General features: G+C 33.5%; 13 protein-coding genes. 2 read left to right on the forward strand and 11 right to left on the reverse strand.

The features are described from left to right. Positions 1-100 precede the first annotated feature (100 nt). From ACJAX4_RS14870 to ACJAX4_RS14910, 9 genes are all read right to left on the reverse strand, one after another. Positions 101-1,552 carry an FGGY-family carbohydrate kinase gene (locus tag ACJAX4_RS14870; RefSeq protein ID WP_435790243.1) on the reverse strand — a complete coding sequence of 484 codons (1,452 nt, stop codon included), beginning with the start codon at positions 1,550-1,552 and terminating at the stop codon, positions 101-103. Between the two features lie 40 nt (positions 1,553-1,592). Beyond that, a complete protein-coding gene (locus ACJAX4_RS14875; RefSeq protein WP_435790244.1) occupies positions 1,593-2,372 on the reverse strand; it encodes an SDR family oxidoreductase in 780 nt (259 codons plus the stop codon). Positions 2,373-2,383: 11 nt separating this feature from the next. Beyond that, positions 2,384-3,328: an electron transfer flavoprotein subunit alpha/FixB family protein gene (locus ACJAX4_RS14880; RefSeq protein WP_435790245.1), complete on the reverse strand. Its 945-nt coding sequence runs from the start codon at positions 3,326-3,328 to the stop codon at positions 2,384-2,386. A gap of 1 nt (position 3,329) precedes the next feature. Next, positions 3,330-4,124: an electron transfer flavoprotein subunit beta/FixA family protein gene (locus tag ACJAX4_RS14885; protein WP_435790246.1), complete on the reverse strand. Its 795-nt coding sequence runs from the start codon at positions 4,122-4,124 to the stop codon at positions 3,330-3,332. Positions 4,125-4,192: 68 nt separating this feature from the next. Beyond that, positions 4,193-5,665: an FAD-binding oxidoreductase gene (locus ACJAX4_RS14890; RefSeq protein ID WP_435790247.1), complete on the reverse strand. Its 1,473-nt coding sequence runs from the start codon at positions 5,663-5,665 to the stop codon at positions 4,193-4,195. Between the two features lie 265 nt (positions 5,666-5,930). Further along, the gene (locus ACJAX4_RS14895; RefSeq protein WP_435790248.1) at positions 5,931-6,848 is read right to left on the reverse strand and encodes a glycine betaine ABC transporter substrate-binding protein; all 918 of its coding nucleotides are present in this window, start codon (positions 6,846-6,848) and stop codon (positions 5,931-5,933) included. Between the two features lie 17 nt (positions 6,849-6,865). Beyond that, on the reverse strand, positions 6,866-7,606 hold the full coding sequence (locus ACJAX4_RS14900; RefSeq protein ID WP_435790249.1) for an ABC transporter permease: 741 nt from the start codon (positions 7,604-7,606) through the stop codon (positions 6,866-6,868). Further along, a complete protein-coding gene (locus tag ACJAX4_RS14905) occupies positions 7,584-8,696 on the reverse strand; it encodes an ABC transporter ATP-binding protein (RefSeq protein ID WP_435790250.1) in 1,113 nt (370 codons plus the stop codon). The genes ACJAX4_RS14900 and ACJAX4_RS14905 overlap by 23 nt, the downstream gene beginning before the upstream one ends. Positions 8,697-8,711: 15 nt before the next feature. Further along, entirely contained in the window at positions 8,712-9,332 is a 621-nt protein-coding gene (locus ACJAX4_RS14910) for an ABC transporter permease (protein ID WP_435790251.1), read from the reverse strand. Positions 9,333-9,904: 572 nt separating this feature from the next. On the opposite strand from ACJAX4_RS14910, the gene asnB reads away from it, so the two are divergent. Further along, complete coding sequence (gene asnB, locus ACJAX4_RS14915) at positions 9,905-11,461, forward strand: asparagine synthase B (protein WP_435790252.1); 1,557 nt, start codon at positions 9,905-9,907, stop codon at positions 11,459-11,461. 104 nt (positions 11,462-11,565) lie between these two features. On the opposite strand, the gene pepF is transcribed toward asnB, so the two are convergent. Beyond that, entirely contained in the window at positions 11,566-13,374 is a 1,809-nt protein-coding gene (pepF, locus tag ACJAX4_RS14920) for an oligoendopeptidase F (protein WP_435790253.1), read from the reverse strand. A 214-nt stretch (positions 13,375-13,588) separates the two neighbouring features. Here pepF and ACJAX4_RS14925 point away from each other — a divergent pair, with 214 nt between their 5' ends. Further along, on the forward strand, positions 13,589-14,119 hold the full coding sequence (locus ACJAX4_RS14925; protein WP_435790254.1) for an NUDIX hydrolase: 531 nt from the start codon (positions 13,589-13,591) through the stop codon (positions 14,117-14,119). Positions 14,120-14,187: 68 nt separating this feature from the next. Here ACJAX4_RS14925 and ACJAX4_RS14930 read toward each other — a convergent pair whose 3' ends face one another. Then, positions 14,188-15,342 (reverse strand): hypothetical protein, encoded by a 1,155-nt coding sequence (locus tag ACJAX4_RS14930; protein ID WP_435790255.1) that lies wholly within the window; start codon positions 15,340-15,342, stop codon positions 14,188-14,190. Positions 15,343-15,635: the final 293 nt, after the last annotated feature.

Raw genomic sequence — 15,635 nt, forward strand, 5'->3', positions numbered from 1 at the left:
GAGCTAGGAGATATGTAATGAAAACATTTCTAACTATCCATAAAATATTAAAACACCTATCAAATTATACTTTATAATTTGATAGGTGTTTTTTTTGTTTTTATAAGTGGCGTATCTTCTCTTTAAAAATCTCATGTGATTTCTTTAAAAGTTCATCAGTGCAATCCGTGATATACTTATAAACATTTTCATTTATATCTTTGTAAATCTTCACATTTTCATAAATTGGCATAAAGGTGTCTCTACGTTTCACCATATGCTCAATTGCTTCTTCTCTTTCCTTATAAACGCCAAGTGCCAAGGCTGTGCATATTGCAGCACCCATGCTGGCAGACCCATTTACCACATTTCTGTGAGCCGGTACGCCAAAGACATCAGCGAATATTTGCATAAAGAGTTCTCCATTTGATCCGCCACCACTAACAATAATATTAGATAGCTCTATACCTCGTTCATCACACATCGCCTTAGCATAATTCTTCATTGTAAATGCGATTCCCTCAAGCATGGAACGGAACATATGTTGACCCTTATGCGTACCGTTAAACCCAATTATCATACCACGTTGATGCAACTTATCAGGGCTCGCTAGCCAGTTAAGTACTGTATAAAGACCATCACATCCGGCTGGCACCTCGGCCCCTAGAACATTTAGATACCCTTCTGGTGATATACCCCTTTTTTCAGCTTCATTAACAATATCACTACCCAAAAGATCCTTTATCCATGTAACAGTTGACATACCCCGGCGTATACCGCTACTTTCATAAAGCCAATCTCCTTTGGTAGCTCCTGGATTACTCCAGTAGTTCACTGTACTGGGAATGTTTTCATTACCAACCATCATTGAAGTAATATAAGTACCTAATGATACTAGCAATGTTCCATCATTTACAAGACCTGCACCGAGGCCTTCAACAGCTTTATCATTTGCCGTTGACACTACTGGCACGCCTTCCGGTATACCTGTTGCGACGCTCGCTTTAGCTGTAATTTCCCCCATAACTGTGGAAGGATCAACAAGATCAAAGAGCATTTCTCTTGGCGATGTAAATTCATCAAACTTTTCTTGATTTTTAAACCATTCCAAAGTTATTGGATCTATTGGCCAAGGACCTACATAGTTAGACCTTGTATCCTTGGTCTCACCAGTCAGTCTATAAGTAAGATAACCGGTAGTAGTTGTAACATACTTCACATTATCATCATCATGTTCATAAGGTCTTGATAATCTAAGATCCATCCAGCTTTGCATCGGTGATGCCAAATCACCATTTTCTTTAACCAATGCACGACAACATCTAATCGAGCCAAGTCCAACTCCTATAATGTCTTTTTTATCGCCATTGAATTTTTTGAACATTTCATCAAAGGCTAGCTTCAAGCTATCCCACAAATCATCACCAGGATGTTCCGCCCTACCGTTTTCACCCAGTTCAATTTCTTGAAGCTTTATGGTATGAGAGCACACCTCTGTTCCTAATGTATCAAAAATGACTACTTTTGTACTTTGTGTTCCACCATCGATTGCTATAATATATTGATTTAACATACGCTTCCTCCTGTGCTAGGTTATTATTTACTTTATAATATTATCTCATTAAATAACCACCATCTACCGTTACAGTAGTGCCATTAACGTAATTCGCCGCAGAACTTGCTAAGAATACACTTGTCCCCATAAGATCTGCTACATATCCCCACCTGTTGGCTGGTATATGATCTAAGATTATTCTATTACGTTTTTCATCATTTCTTATAGGTTCTGTTAACTTAGTTGCAAAATAACCTGGTGCAATTGCGTTAACTTGAATATTAAATTGAGCCAATTCATCACACATAGACTTAGTAAGACCTACTATACCATGTTTTGTCGCTGCATAAGCTGGAGACCACTGTCCTCCAAGGAATGCAAAAAGAGATGCAATATTAATTACTTTACCACTTTCTTGCTTAATCATATATTTTGATGATTCATGAATCATTTCAAATGCTGCTGTTAAATTTATCGAAAGCATTTTATCCCATTCCCTGCGAGTAAATTTAGTCACATCTTGAATATTTATAGAAATACCTGCACAGTTTACTAATATATCAATGCTACCCCATGTATTTACACACTCATCAACAACTCTTTTACATTCTTCGTCTGCTGTAATATCTGCATTAATGTATTTATACTCCACTCCACAAGATTCAACCCATTTTTTTGTTTCACCATCATCATCCATAATACTTGCTGCCATTACATTTGCGCCACCTTTTGCCAATGCAACAGAGAACGCCTGTCCTAAACCACTATTCCCACCAGTCACAATTGCATTCTTACCTTTCAAAGAAAAAAAATCCATTTTGAAATCCATAATGTTCATCTTTACTCCTCCTAAATTTTATTTTCTTTTATTTTTTCTAGTAACCTATCAATAAACTCTACGGCATCTCCCTCAACCACAATGTCTGATAAACTACAAATAGGCGCATCCTTATTGATGTTTACAGAAATTATATTTTCAATATTTTTAAGTCCTTCGATATGTTGAAGCGAACCATATATTCCTAGTGCAATGTATAGTTTGGGACTCACCGTTTTTCCGGATTGACCCACTTGGATACTACGGGTGGCAATTCCTTTATCAACGATGCTTCTACTTGCAGATACCATTGCATTTAATTCATGTGCTAATAAATAAAGATGTTCAAAATTACAAATTACTCCACCACCACCAGAAACCAAAACTTCACCTTCTCTTATATCTCGCGCCTTTTCTTTTTCTCTTGTTTCTAAAAGTTTTATCTTACTACGTTGTATAAGTGTTGGTTTAAATTTAAGTTTTTTCGTTTCTTTTGAATAATCTGAAGTATGATTAAACACATTTGGTCTAACACTCATCATAATGGGCTTGCAATTTTTATTAACAATTCCAGCTAAAATCTTACCGCTATAAGCTGGTCTTACCATCTCAACGGTACCCTCATTATGATTAATGCTTGTAACATCTGCAACAAGTCCAACTCTAAGTCTCATTGAAAGTCTTGGAGCAAGCATCCGTCCTAGATGTGTTGCTGGTATAATAATACTATCGAATTCAAAGGTATGATGTAATTCTTCTATGATATTTGTAATATTTAGTATATCATAATTCTTAATTCCTTCATCTTGGATACTAATCAAATAATCAAATTGACCCTCAACAATTTCATTATCTCCATTAAAACAAATAGCATAGGTTTCATATTCAGTATCTTTATAAATTTGGTTCACTACTTTTAATAAATCTATGGAATTTTGATAATCTTCTTCATCAAAATAAATTAAACTTTTTTTCATATCAAACAAATCCTTTGTCTTTTAAAAATTGATATACTACTTCTATTCCCTCATCATCATTACATACAATGATTTTTTCTTTTTTATAAAGTTCCTTAACATAGGTTCGAGATACCTTTGTTAAGGAACCTTCAAGACCAACTTCCTCTTCACTAAAGGCCAATTCTTGATTGGTAACTACTGCTAGCTTATCCTTTACATCAAGCTCTAAATCCTTATACTTTACAAAAGGTAATTTGTATTTACTTTCCTTTTGCACGCTTAAAATAGCTGGAAGCTCTATTTCATATTTATAGAATGTTTTTTCTGAGTCTACCTCAACAATTACACTTTCTTTTTCCAAACTATCCTCTTGAATACTAATAATATTAGACATTTGACTAATTTGTAAAAGTTCTGCAAGCTGTGCTGGTATGTGAGAAGTATCCCCATCTAGAGAGTGTGTTCCACTAAAAATGCAATCAAAGCTCTCACCCTCTAAGCACCTAGCTATGATTTTGCTTGTTGCATAAGTATCACTTCCCACAAACAACTTATCAGAAATAAGTGTTGCTTTATCAACATTTAGCCTTAATAAATCCTCTAATTGTGGGGTAATGCTTAGTGGTCCCATACTAACTATTTCTACAAAGGTTTCAGGGTTTTTCGCTTTTATTTTCAGAGCGAAAGCTAGGGCACAAGCATCATCTGGATTAAGAATTAAATTTACATTTTCTCTGACCAATATATTTTTCTCATAATCATATATAAAATTATCCACATCTGGAATGAACTTAACTAAACAAACTATTTTCAATTTTAGCTTTCTCCTTTTTATTAAGAATCAATAGGCTTAAGAATTTACTCTTAAGCCTATTGAAGTAGTTACTTTTGATATTTAATGCCTTCTTCTTGTGGGTAAATAGTTCCAAAGTTCATAATCCCATTTGGATCAAAAGCTTCTTTTAATTTATCTAATATATAATATGCACTGCCATGTTCTGCTTTTGTCCATTCGTTACGGAACTTGCCAATTCCGTGATGATGGCACATCGAGCCGCCCAGTTTCAATGTCTCCTCTACAATAATTGTTTGTATTGGATGATGGTATATTCTCATTTCATCTTCTGGTTCACAATTGATATTATAATTATATACAAAGTACATATTAGCTCCGTTTATGTAACTATGAGACGAATGTCCACCAAGCATTGTAAGGTCATTTGGACGCTTAAATTCAGTTTTAATCCTATTAATAACACTATCATATATTTTAGGAAGCATTTCCCAGTTAGCTGAAATTTCAGTTGTATAGCCGTCATGTTTGTCATTATCAACCATTCCTTGGAACTCATCATCAATATCTTGTTGAGACCAGTTCAAATGATTAAACCAATCTTCTATAAGTTTGCTATCTACTTTTTCAATAATGCTATCATTGAATTTTTCAGTAGCATCTTCAATTCCTGTGCATACAGCATTTACTGTTTCTTTATTTCCTTCAGCCATAAATATTAATACACATTTACCTTTGTAAAAGTGATAGAAATGTTGTCTTGCATCTTCCTCGGAATATATGCGTGCAACAGATGGCCTATACCCATTAACCATAACTTCTCTTAATACTTTAATTCCAGATTCAACATCTTTTATAAGGTATCCATATAACTTATTGTTGTCCGGGAAAAATTTGAATATTTTAACCGTAACTTCTGTAATATAGCATAATGTTCCTTCATTACCAATAACAACGTGTCGTATATCCGGTCCTCCCGCACGACGGGAAACATTCTTAATTCTTGAAATATGTCCATCTGGGAAAACACATTCTAATCCCACTACCATATCCTCAATTCCACCGTATAAAGTTGAGAATTGTCCAATACTTCTCGTTGCTACGAGTCCTCCGTACTGCGCAACTGGTTTAGATTGTGGAGAATGTCCAGTTGTACATCCTACTTTCCGGAGTTCATCTTCAAGTACTTGTAGCGGCACTCCTGCTTGCACAGTTGTTTCCATGTTATATTCATCAATTTTAATAATCTTATTCAGATGCTTCCCATCAATTACAAGTGTTAGTTCCTTCCAGTTTTCTAGGCCACCTTCCGTGGCAGTCTTACCACTTCTCGGAATTACATTAACATTGTTTTCATTGCAATACATTAAAAGGGCTTTGACCTCCTCCACAGTCTTTGGAAACACAATCGCTGTAGGTACTGGAACATCTAATACTTTTTTAGCTTTTGCATATTTTTTATATCGATCAGCAGCTGCATCATATAAATCTTCATAATTTGTGTTAATTTGTTCTTCTAATAAAATACTCTTTAAATCCTCTAGTACCTTCTCTTTATCCAAATTCATCGTCCTCCCTAATATCTAATTCATTCTCTCTATAACAATATAATACTATAATCAGAATTATACGTCAATATTTTTACGGAAAATTATTTAATTGTACTTATATAATTCTATATAATCGGAAAACTTTCCATTGTATTGCAGATAATCCTGAACTAAAAAACACGTTATAGTTCCAATTTTAGGAACTATAACGTGTTTTTTAGTTTTTTATTAACACCCTCAAAGGTCGTAAACACAATTTATTTTGCTACTAATAAGCCTATTTACTTATTAAGTCTTCTGCTTTCAACCACTCTTCTGCCACAACTTTTACCTGCTTTTGTTCAATATCTACTAAGTAATTCATTTGCGTTATGTTTTCATTCGTTAATTTAGATGAAATTTTATTTAAAATCTCTGCAACTTCAGGATTTTCTTTGACAAACTCACTTTTAAGAGTTGGTGCAGGATTATACACTGGGAAGAATGATAAATCATCCTCAAGGTTAATCAACTTAAAAGCTTTGATTCTCCCATCTGTTGAAAATCCGTCACCAATATCAGCTTGCTTTTCTTTTAGTGCCTTATAAATAATACCATTGTCCATAACTAAAAGTTTATCTTCGCTCATCTCAAATCCATAAGTTGATTGTAATCCTGGCAAACCATCAGCTCTAGCTGAAAATTCATGATCTGCTGCAAAATTTAGTTCATTTGGGTTGGCTTTAATATAAGCACCTAACTCACTCATAGTTTTAATCCCTAATTCATTAGCTTGTGCTTTTCTCATCATAACCGTGTAAGTATTGTTAAAGTTCGCATAATTCAACCATTCAATACCATTTTCAGCGTCTTCTGCTTTAACTTTATCATAACAATCCTGTGACTCTGTCAAAGGCTTATCATGTTGTAAATGCGATTGCCATCCAGTTCCTGTATATTCCCAATAAACATCAATTTCATCATTTACAAGAGCACTTCGTACTTTATCTGAACCTGCAATTCCTGTATTATCTTCAACTTTATACCCTGCATCTTCTAAAGCTAGCACAGTAATTTGACCCAGTAACAATTGCTCAGTGAATTCTTTTGAACCTACACTAATGGTATTTTTTTTTGTTCCACACCCGGTTAATGTCGTAAGTACCACTGCTAATACAACACCCATTGTTATTAATTTCTTATTAATTTTATTCATAATTCATTTCTCCTTTTTTATACTTTTATTTTTTGTTCAATCATTCCAAAAATAGAATCGGCAATAAGTGCCATAAGTACCGGTAGGGCTGCGCCTAACACAAGAACTTGTATACGGCTAACATTATTTCCAGCAATAATCAAATCCCCTAAACCACCACCACCAACAAAAGCTGCTAGTATAGCTGAAGCTATATTGATAGTAATTGCTGTTCGAATCCCAGCGATTATCATTGGCATAGCCAAGGGAATTTCTACCTTACTCAAAACATGACTTGCCTTCATTCCCACTCCATTTGCCGCCTCAATAATAGCCTTATCCACTTCTCCCACACCAATTAATGTATTGTTTAAAATAGGTAGAAGTGAATATATCCACAAAGCAACAATGGCAGTTTTAGCTCCAACTCCGAGTATACCAACAAGCAAGGCAACAATAGCTAAGCTTGGAATCGTTTGCCCCACATTGACAATACTTACTACTTTAGAGGTCCATTTTTTGAATTTTTGCCTAGTTAGTAGTAAACCTATGGGAACTGCTGTCAATATAGCTAACCCACTTGATATTCCAACAATATAAAGATGTTGTTTTAATAAAGCCGTAATCTTATTATAACTAACTAATCTTGAAACCAAGGTATCTTGAGGATTTTCAACAACATAAATGCTTAAGATAACACCAATAGCTATTAAAACAAAAATTATGGCGATATTTTTTATGTACTCCTTAGATTTCTTATATAGAACTGTTATCACCATCACTCACCACCTTAAGTAAATTGTTTATTGTGACTATACCCTTGATTTCGTGACTGCTATCCTCTACAAAAATGTAGTGTTTCCCAGTAGTAAACATTTCTGATAAGGCATCTTTTGCCGTTGAATCAGTATAGACCCGGTCTAAGATTTCTCTTTTTACTTCACTTACTTTGTCTTTCTTTTTTAAAATATCATTAAGGTCAATATAATAATTCCCCTTCTTCCCATGTTCAGTGATTACCATTTGATTAACGCCAGCTTCTAAGAATACTTTCTTTGACTCTTCAAATGTTAAATTTATATCCATTGTATAAACCTTTTGCATAACACTTTCGCATTTAATTAAGTTCATCATTTTTATTGAACTGTTTCCACCTATGAGTTCAGATACAAAATTATCAATAGGATTAGTTAAAATTTCTCCCGGTGTACCTAATTGAAGAATTTTTCCATCTTTTAATACAGCAATCTTATCACCCATTTTAATTGCTTCATCAATGTCATGGGTTACAAATACAATTGTCTTTTTTATTTTTCTTTGAATTTTAAGAAATTCATCTTGTAATTTACCCCTAGTAATTGGATCTAAAGCACCAAATGGCTCGTCCATTAACATAATTGGAGGATTAGCTGCCAATGCTCTTGCGACTCCTACCCTTTGTTTCTGTCCACCACTCATTTCTCTTGGCTTCTTAGTTCTATAAATTTTAGGGTCAAGCTCCATGAGTTCTAATAGTTCATTTACTCTTGCATCAATTTTATCTTTTTTCCAACCTAATTCCACTGGTACAGTGGCAATATTTTCAGCAATTGTCATATGTGGGAACAACCCTATATCTTGAATAATGTATCCAATATTTCTTCTTAATTCTATTGTGTTAGTATTTTCTATACTTTTTCCGTCAATAATTATATTTCCAGAATTAGGTTTGATTAATTTATTAATCATTTTCATGGTTGTTGTTTTACCACACCCAGATGGTCCAACTAGCATGCATATTTCACCTTCTTTAATGTGAAGGTTTAGATTATCAACTGCGTCTACCTTTGCATTGTTATATCTTTTAGTAACATTTTCAAATTTTATCATCTTCTCCAACCCCATCTATATCTCAAATTTTTTTTGAACTTTCTCAAGTAATTTATCTGTCACTATAGCAATGATTGAAATTAATATTGCTCCGATTATAATCATATTGTCATTTGTTCTACTTATCCCTCTGAAAATATATACTCCTAGTCCACCAGCTCCTATATAACCTGCGATGGCGCCTATCCCTATTCCCATTACAGTTGCTGTTCTTATACCTGTCATAATGGATGGAAAAGCAAGCGGAATTTTAATCTTGTATAGTATCTTCGTTTCTGTAAGTCCCATCCCCCTTGCAGCTTCAATAATAGAGGGTTTAATATTTGTAATTCCCGTATAAACGTTTCTAACAATTGGTAACTGTGTATATGCAACTAAACCAACGATTGCCGGTGCATCTCCAATTCCTAGTATAGGAATAAGCAAAGAAAAAAGCGCTAAGCTTGGAATAGTCATCAAGATATTTGTAATATTCAATACAATTGTTGCAATTTTTTTATTTTTTGTAATTATTATCCCAACAGCGGTTCCTAATAAAATGGAAATGACCATTGCAGTAAACACCATAATAAAGTGCTCAACTGTAAGGTCTAATATAGTCTCCCATCTTGAAGTGAAAAAACTAAATAAATTCATAATACACCCCCTTTAAATTTGTGGTAATGAAATTATAGGTACAAAAATAACATGTATAACCAAGAATAATATCTTTGTCATACATTTGATAATTTTTCATTAATAATGTGAAAATTTATTATATTTTTATAAAATACTATATAGAGAAAATGAGCAAGTTGTAAAGATTGGGTATGTTGTAGAAGGTAGATACTGCTTAATTATATTCAAACTGCTAACTTTAGGGGTAAAGTTTTTTTTGTAAACTACTCAATAATATCTGCATAAATAATTGTTTTTCCGACATAAATATTTAGAATATGTATTTATTCCCATGCTTATATAGTAGCATGTAACAAAAATAAGTTCAATACATTTTCAAACAGTCTATAAACTGGTATTAAGTATCTATCTGAATTTCGGAGTATGTTTGTTCAAATGGCTTAAATTCAATTTTGTGCACAACTGAGCCTGTGTAATCATTGTCAATCAAAATATATGAACATTGCCATTTTTATCCCATTCAATTAGACTGTATGCAAGCGCCACGATTGATGCGCTAAAAACCGCAAAATGTAGGAGTGATTTAATAAATGTGTGGTATCGCAGCTATAGTTGGACAATCCTTTGATAATGACGAGGAATCCTTAATGATAAATATGCTGAACCTTATGGAACATAGAGGTCCTGATGAATCCGATATAAAAAGAACACCGCAATGCTTGCTAGGGCATAAACGCCTTTCTATTATCAGCCCCGAAGATGGAATTCAACCCATCCCAAATGAATCAGACAATGCATGGATTATTTGTAATGGTGAAATATATAATTACCAACAATTAAAAGAAGAACATCTGCAGCACCACCAATTTCGACACAACTCAGATAGCGAAGTTGCGCTACATTTGTATGAAGAATACGGAAAAAAATGTATCGATTATTTAGATGGGATGTTTGCTTTTATTATTTCAGATTCTCGAAGTGGTCAACCATCTGTATTTGCAGCCAGAGATCCTTTGGGAATTAAACCTCTCTATTACGGTCAAAAAAACGGAAAATACTATTTTGCCTCAGAATTAAAATGCTTATACGGGGTTGTAGATGATGTCATTGAATTTCCTCCAGGAAACTATTTCACACTAGAAGATGGGTTTGTTCCTTATAGAACTGTGAAGATAATTAATGACCAAATATCCTCTTGTGAGCAATATCCTTTAGATGAGACGCTTATAACTATTAAAAATCTTGTTGAAAAAGCTGTCCAAAAACGTCTAATGTCAGATGTGCCTCTGGGTGTGTTACTTAGTGGTGGATTAGATAGCAGTTTAATTGCTGCCATAGCTAGCAAATACTATCAAGGTGATGGTCCAATAAAATCATTTTGTATAGGGCTTGAAGGAAGTCCAGATTTGGCTGCTGCGAAGCATGTAGCAAAATATCTCGGAACAGATCATCATGAATATATCTATACGGAACAGGATATACTGGAGGCAATTCCAAAAGTAATTTATAATTTGGAGTCGTTTGACCCTTCTCTTGTGAGAAGCGCTATTCCAACTTACTTTGTATCTAAACTTTCGGCTGAACATGTAAAAGTTATACTTTCTGGCGAAGGTGCCGACGAAATTTTTAGCGGCTATGCCTATTTGGAAAATATCAGTGATGAGTTAGAATTAAAACGTGAACTCGTAAGAGTACTCGGATCTATTCATAATATTAATTTACAACGTTTGGATCGATTAAGTATGGCAAATTCTATTGAAGGACGTGTCCCTTTTCTAGATGAAGAACTGATAAAATTTGTACTGAATATACCCGCAAAATGGAAAATGCCTCAACAAAAGGATAATATCATATCAGAAAAGTGGCTTCTTCGCACCGCCTTCGACGGTACTGACTACATTCCCGATGATATATTGTGGAGAAAAAAAGAAGAATTTTCTGAGGGAAGCGGAACTAAAGGATTCCTTGAAGAAAAATTCAATAAATGCATTTCTGATTTAGAGTTAAAAACAGATATAGCTAGAATTTATAATGAAGAGGGTGTGGAAATTCGTTCAAAACAAGAACTATATTTCTATAGAATTTTCAAAACTTTCTACTCTAACCCTTCAATATTAAGTACAGTAGGACGATGGGCGGTAGATTAATTTACATATCACCTTTTAAACAGGTAACACGATATAAAACCAACCTCTAAAATAGGTTGGTTTTATATTTATCAATATACCGCTAACCTTAAAACTTATACTATCTAACCTTCTATTTCCTCAGTGAGCTTTATTATCTCATCAATTATATTACCAATATGATCTATGGTATCAAGTAGTGGTTTTTCTGTTGTTATATCTACTCCAGCCATTTTTGCAAGCTCTACTGGGGTTTTAGTTGAGCCTGCTTTAAGTACTTCTCTCCAATCATCTATAGCTGGCTTACCTTCATTTAAAATCCTTTTGCTAACTTCTGTCGCTATGGTAAGTCCTGCACTATAAGTATAAGGATAAAGTCCAATGTAATAATGAGGCTGTCTCATCCAAGTGAGTTCCGCTCCATCATTTATTCTCACATCATCTCCCCAGAACTTTTCAAGTACACTTCTTTTTATCTCATTAAGCTTTGTAGCCTGAACGCTTCCACCCTGATCTATTATATTGTACACTTCTCTTTGATATGCTGCTTCTAAAAGGTGAGTCACAAAGTTGTGATAATAGGTATTACCTATCAGTGAGGATAAAACCCATCTCTTAAATCTAGGATCATCATTATCTTTCATAAGATAATTTGCCATGAGCATCTCATTCATTGTAGATGGTGCTTCTACGAAATATTTTGAGACCTCTGTATCAAAAATATTTTGGCTTTCATTACATAAATTGAAGTGTCCTGCATGTCCAAGCTCATGAGCTAGTGTAAAGACCTCTGCCATTTTTTCAGCCCAAGAAATTAAAATGAAAGAATGACTCCCATAAGGACTGTCACAAAATGCTCCTGTAGATTTTCCCTTGTTTTGTGCGAAATCAATCCACCTTTCATCATAGGCTCTTTTAATCATCGTAAGATAATCTTCACCAAGGATTGATAATGCCCCCTCAATATATTTCTTAGACCCCTCTACTGTTATATTAGGCTCGTAGCCTGGATCAACTGCAATCTTCAAATCCGCAAAGGTCATTTCCTCTAATTTATGTATCTTCTGAAGATGCCTTGCATACTTTCTCATGTGAGGTGCTAATTTATCCATAATTAAGTCTATCTGCCTGTTATATAACTGCCTATCTACATTTTGAGGTAATAACAAACTGTCTATAACGGAATCAAACCCTCTAAGTGTTGCCATTGTTTTTTCCTTTTGTACTTGAGTTTGATATGTTGCTGCTACAGTATGCTGATACTCCCTTAATTTAGAAGAGAACGCTTCAAAAGCAGCTCTACGTATAAGTGTATCATTTTCATATTCCCATTCATTTTCAAAAAGTCCAAAACTAAGTGGATGTTCCACTCCATCTACAGTAAAGTTATTGAAATTCATATCCGCAAGCTTAACTCGTTCATAAATGCTAAAAGGCGCTTCTAATGTTCCCGATAAAGCAGCTAATACGCTTTCTACTTCTGGATGAAGTGCATGTGCCTTATTTCTTTTTATATTCTTTAAGTAATTGCTATTTTTCTTTGACTCATTTATTGCAGATTCAATAATTGTTTCATCTGCTTGTATAATCTCACTATCTACAAAACTTATTCTGCTACTGATGTCGGATGCTATATTCATGAATTTCATAGCTCTGTCCTGATTTTCATTGTTAGTATGATCGACCGAAACTGAAAGCTCTGCGTAAGATCCCGTAAGGGTCAAAATCTTAGCTACCTCTCTCACTTTATCCAAACATTGATTAATATTGCTTGCTGTATTCAGCCTTCCTTTATAATTTTTTTCCACCTGGGAAATAAGCCCTTGAAGTTCGTTTAATGCTAAATCATATTGCTGCTCTGTTGCATAAATAGCAGATAAATCCCAAGTAAGTGATTGATCTACATCTTTTCTAGCATTTAGATTTTTACCCATTATAAAGCCTCCTTTAAATAAACTTTGGTATTATTTATATTTTATATCTTATTATTAATTTAGTCCATAGTCCCCTTAAATACAACTCATTGTATGATTCACTATTTTTGCAAAGTCACAGTTACCCTAGTTGTGTTTCTATGTTAAAATAGTTAAGTTGTGTTTTTTTTAAAGCCCATAAAATAATTTATAATATAGAGAGGAAGATACTGATTTGAGATTAATAAAGAAATTGATTCATAATAATGTAAAAAAACTGGATGGAAAAGTATTTGAGAGAAGGGCAGCAAGAGGAATTATTCTAAAGGGCTCTAAAATCCTCCTATTATATACAAAGAGATATAACGATTATAGCTTTCCAGGTGGGGGCGTTGATTCTAATGAAGATCTAATTACAGGTCTAAAAAGAGAACTTGCTGAAGAAACCGGTGCTAAAAATGTTGAAGTCATTAGTGAGTTTGGATATATTGATGAATATAGACCGCATTACAAACCTGAGTATGATTTGATTCATATGTTATCTTATTTCTATATTTGCAAAATAGATGATGATTTTGAAGATGTAAATCTTGAAGATTATGAAATAGCTAATGGGATGTCGTCCATTTGGATTGATATATATGAAGCTATTAGGCACAATAAAGATGTAATTGCAAACCAAGAAAAATCAATGGGTTTTTCTATCGAAAGGGAGACCTTAGCTTTAGAATTAATTGTAGAAGAGTTACTTACAAACCATACTTAAGATAAAAGTTTTAAGGGATGCAATTTTTTGCATCCCTTAAAAACTGTCATATTCTCATCATAAAAAAACTATTGCTTTGACGTTGCCCCAGTTAAATCCGCTACATTTTCTTTTGTAAAGAATCCCTCAAATCCATTGTATCTATAGATGTATTCATTTACTAAGAATGTATTTTTAGATGGATAGCTAAATGTTTGTTTTAAACCTTCCTCTGGGGAACCTATTAAGTCTATTAAAAAGGTCATTCCCTTTTCTTTTAGCTTTTCGAAGGTATATTCAATATGTTCCGTATGGAAAGCAAGATGATGCACTCTTGAGCCATAATTATTTACAAATTTTTCAGTAGGTCCTGATTCTTTATCAGATACATAAGGCTTAATTCCAGAGGTGAATACCATGGAAAAATGTCCATCTACAACTCTTGCAACCGACGTAATAGAATTCATGGATTTCACATATATTGCGAAATCAAAATTGTAATTAGTTAATTCCATAAGCTCAAGTATTGCTGCATCCCTATCCTTTGAAAGTATTCTTGTAGCTGCATGGTCAAGAGCCTTTATATTATTAAGATAGCTATCAGTAGGCTTTTTAATATCTAATTTCAAAGAAGTAAAGCTTTTATCTGAGTAATTTCCTTCCTCGTTTTTCCATTCTATTAGCCCATAGGAAAATCCAGTGAAACTAGAAGGTGTAGTTTGAATATAGTAATAATTATCAGTTTCAATTATGTTATCACTTAAAAAATTAACTCCTCTAGATTTTTGAATTTCATAGTATTTCTTAACATTACTGCATTTAAATACAAAAGCTTCTAACCTTGTGTTTGGTAAATGCTTAGTGCTTGGATGAATATTAAAGTCTAAATAAGGGTTTTCGCCTTTTTTTCTAGCTTTTATTAAAAAGTCTGCAGAGCTTATAGATGTATTCTTTAGTACGAATATTTTTTCATTCTGATTTTCCATTGCATCATATAAATCATGGCCAGTATATCTTAAAAAATCTTTTACGGCATCTTCTTGTCTGTCAAGTTCTGTATTTATAAGAACATACTGGAGATCACCTACAATACCGTCAAGCCCTAGCTTTAGTCGAATTTCTTCAGTTTTTTTAGCTTCAATTTCTAATAATTTATCATCATTTAAAAAGTTTTGGTTTAATATAAGCTTTTCTTTATGAGCCAAATGCATATCCCAAAAATTCGGAATAATCATATCTTTCATGTTGATTCCCCCTAGATTAATATGAGCTCTCACGGAAACTCTTTAGAGCCTGTGATTACTCGTTTGTAGTATCATTAATTTTTGTTAATTCCCCCATTTTTTTTGAATAAAACGCTTGACAAGTCTGTAAAATTTTGAAAATCTCCTCCTAAAGACATGTTTTCAAAGGAGGATTATTTTATGCTTAAAAACTGGGGCACTCATGCTGATTATCAGCAATTTATCATTTCAACTCTCTCATGTTTCTATACAGTTTTTCCTAAAAAAATTATAGTACTTGAAACTTCTATATC

It is taken from the genome of Clostridium sp., from assembly GCF_051278035.1.
GTDB lineage: Bacteria > Bacillota > Clostridia > Clostridiales > Clostridiaceae > Clostridium_AD.

Bases quoted from the DNA above. Each gene is read 5' to 3' on its own strand.
- ACJAX4_RS14870 (WP_435790243.1), bottom strand. From the start codon at position 1,552: ATGTTAAATCAATATATTATAGCAATCGATGGTGGAACACAAAGTACA.
- ACJAX4_RS14875 (WP_435790244.1), bottom strand. From the start codon at position 2,372: ATGAACATTATGGATTTCAAAATGGATTTTTTTTCTTTGAAAGGTAAG.
- ACJAX4_RS14880 (WP_435790245.1), bottom strand. From the start codon at position 3,328: ATGAAAAAAAGTTTAATTTATTTTGATGAAGAAGATTATCAAAATTCC.
- ACJAX4_RS14895 (WP_435790248.1), bottom strand. From the start codon at position 6,848: ATGAATAAAATTAATAAGAAATTAATAACAATGGGTGTTGTATTAGCA.
- ACJAX4_RS14900 (WP_435790249.1), bottom strand. From the start codon at position 7,606: ATGGTGATAACAGTTCTATATAAGAAATCTAAGGAGTACATAAAAAAT.
- ACJAX4_RS14905 (WP_435790250.1), bottom strand. From the start codon at position 8,696: ATGATAAAATTTGAAAATGTTACTAAAAGATATAACAATGCAAAGGTA.
- ACJAX4_RS14910 (WP_435790251.1), bottom strand. From the start codon at position 9,332: ATGAATTTATTTAGTTTTTTCACTTCAAGATGGGAGACTATATTAGAC.
- asnB (WP_435790252.1), top strand. From the start codon at position 9,905: ATGTGTGGTATCGCAGCTATAGTTGGACAATCCTTTGATAATGACGAG.
- pepF (WP_435790253.1), bottom strand. From the start codon at position 13,374: ATGGGTAAAAATCTAAATGCTAGAAAAGATGTAGATCAATCACTTACT.
- ACJAX4_RS14930 (WP_435790255.1), bottom strand. From the start codon at position 15,342: ATGAAAGATATGATTATTCCGAATTTTTGGGATATGCATTTGGCTCAT.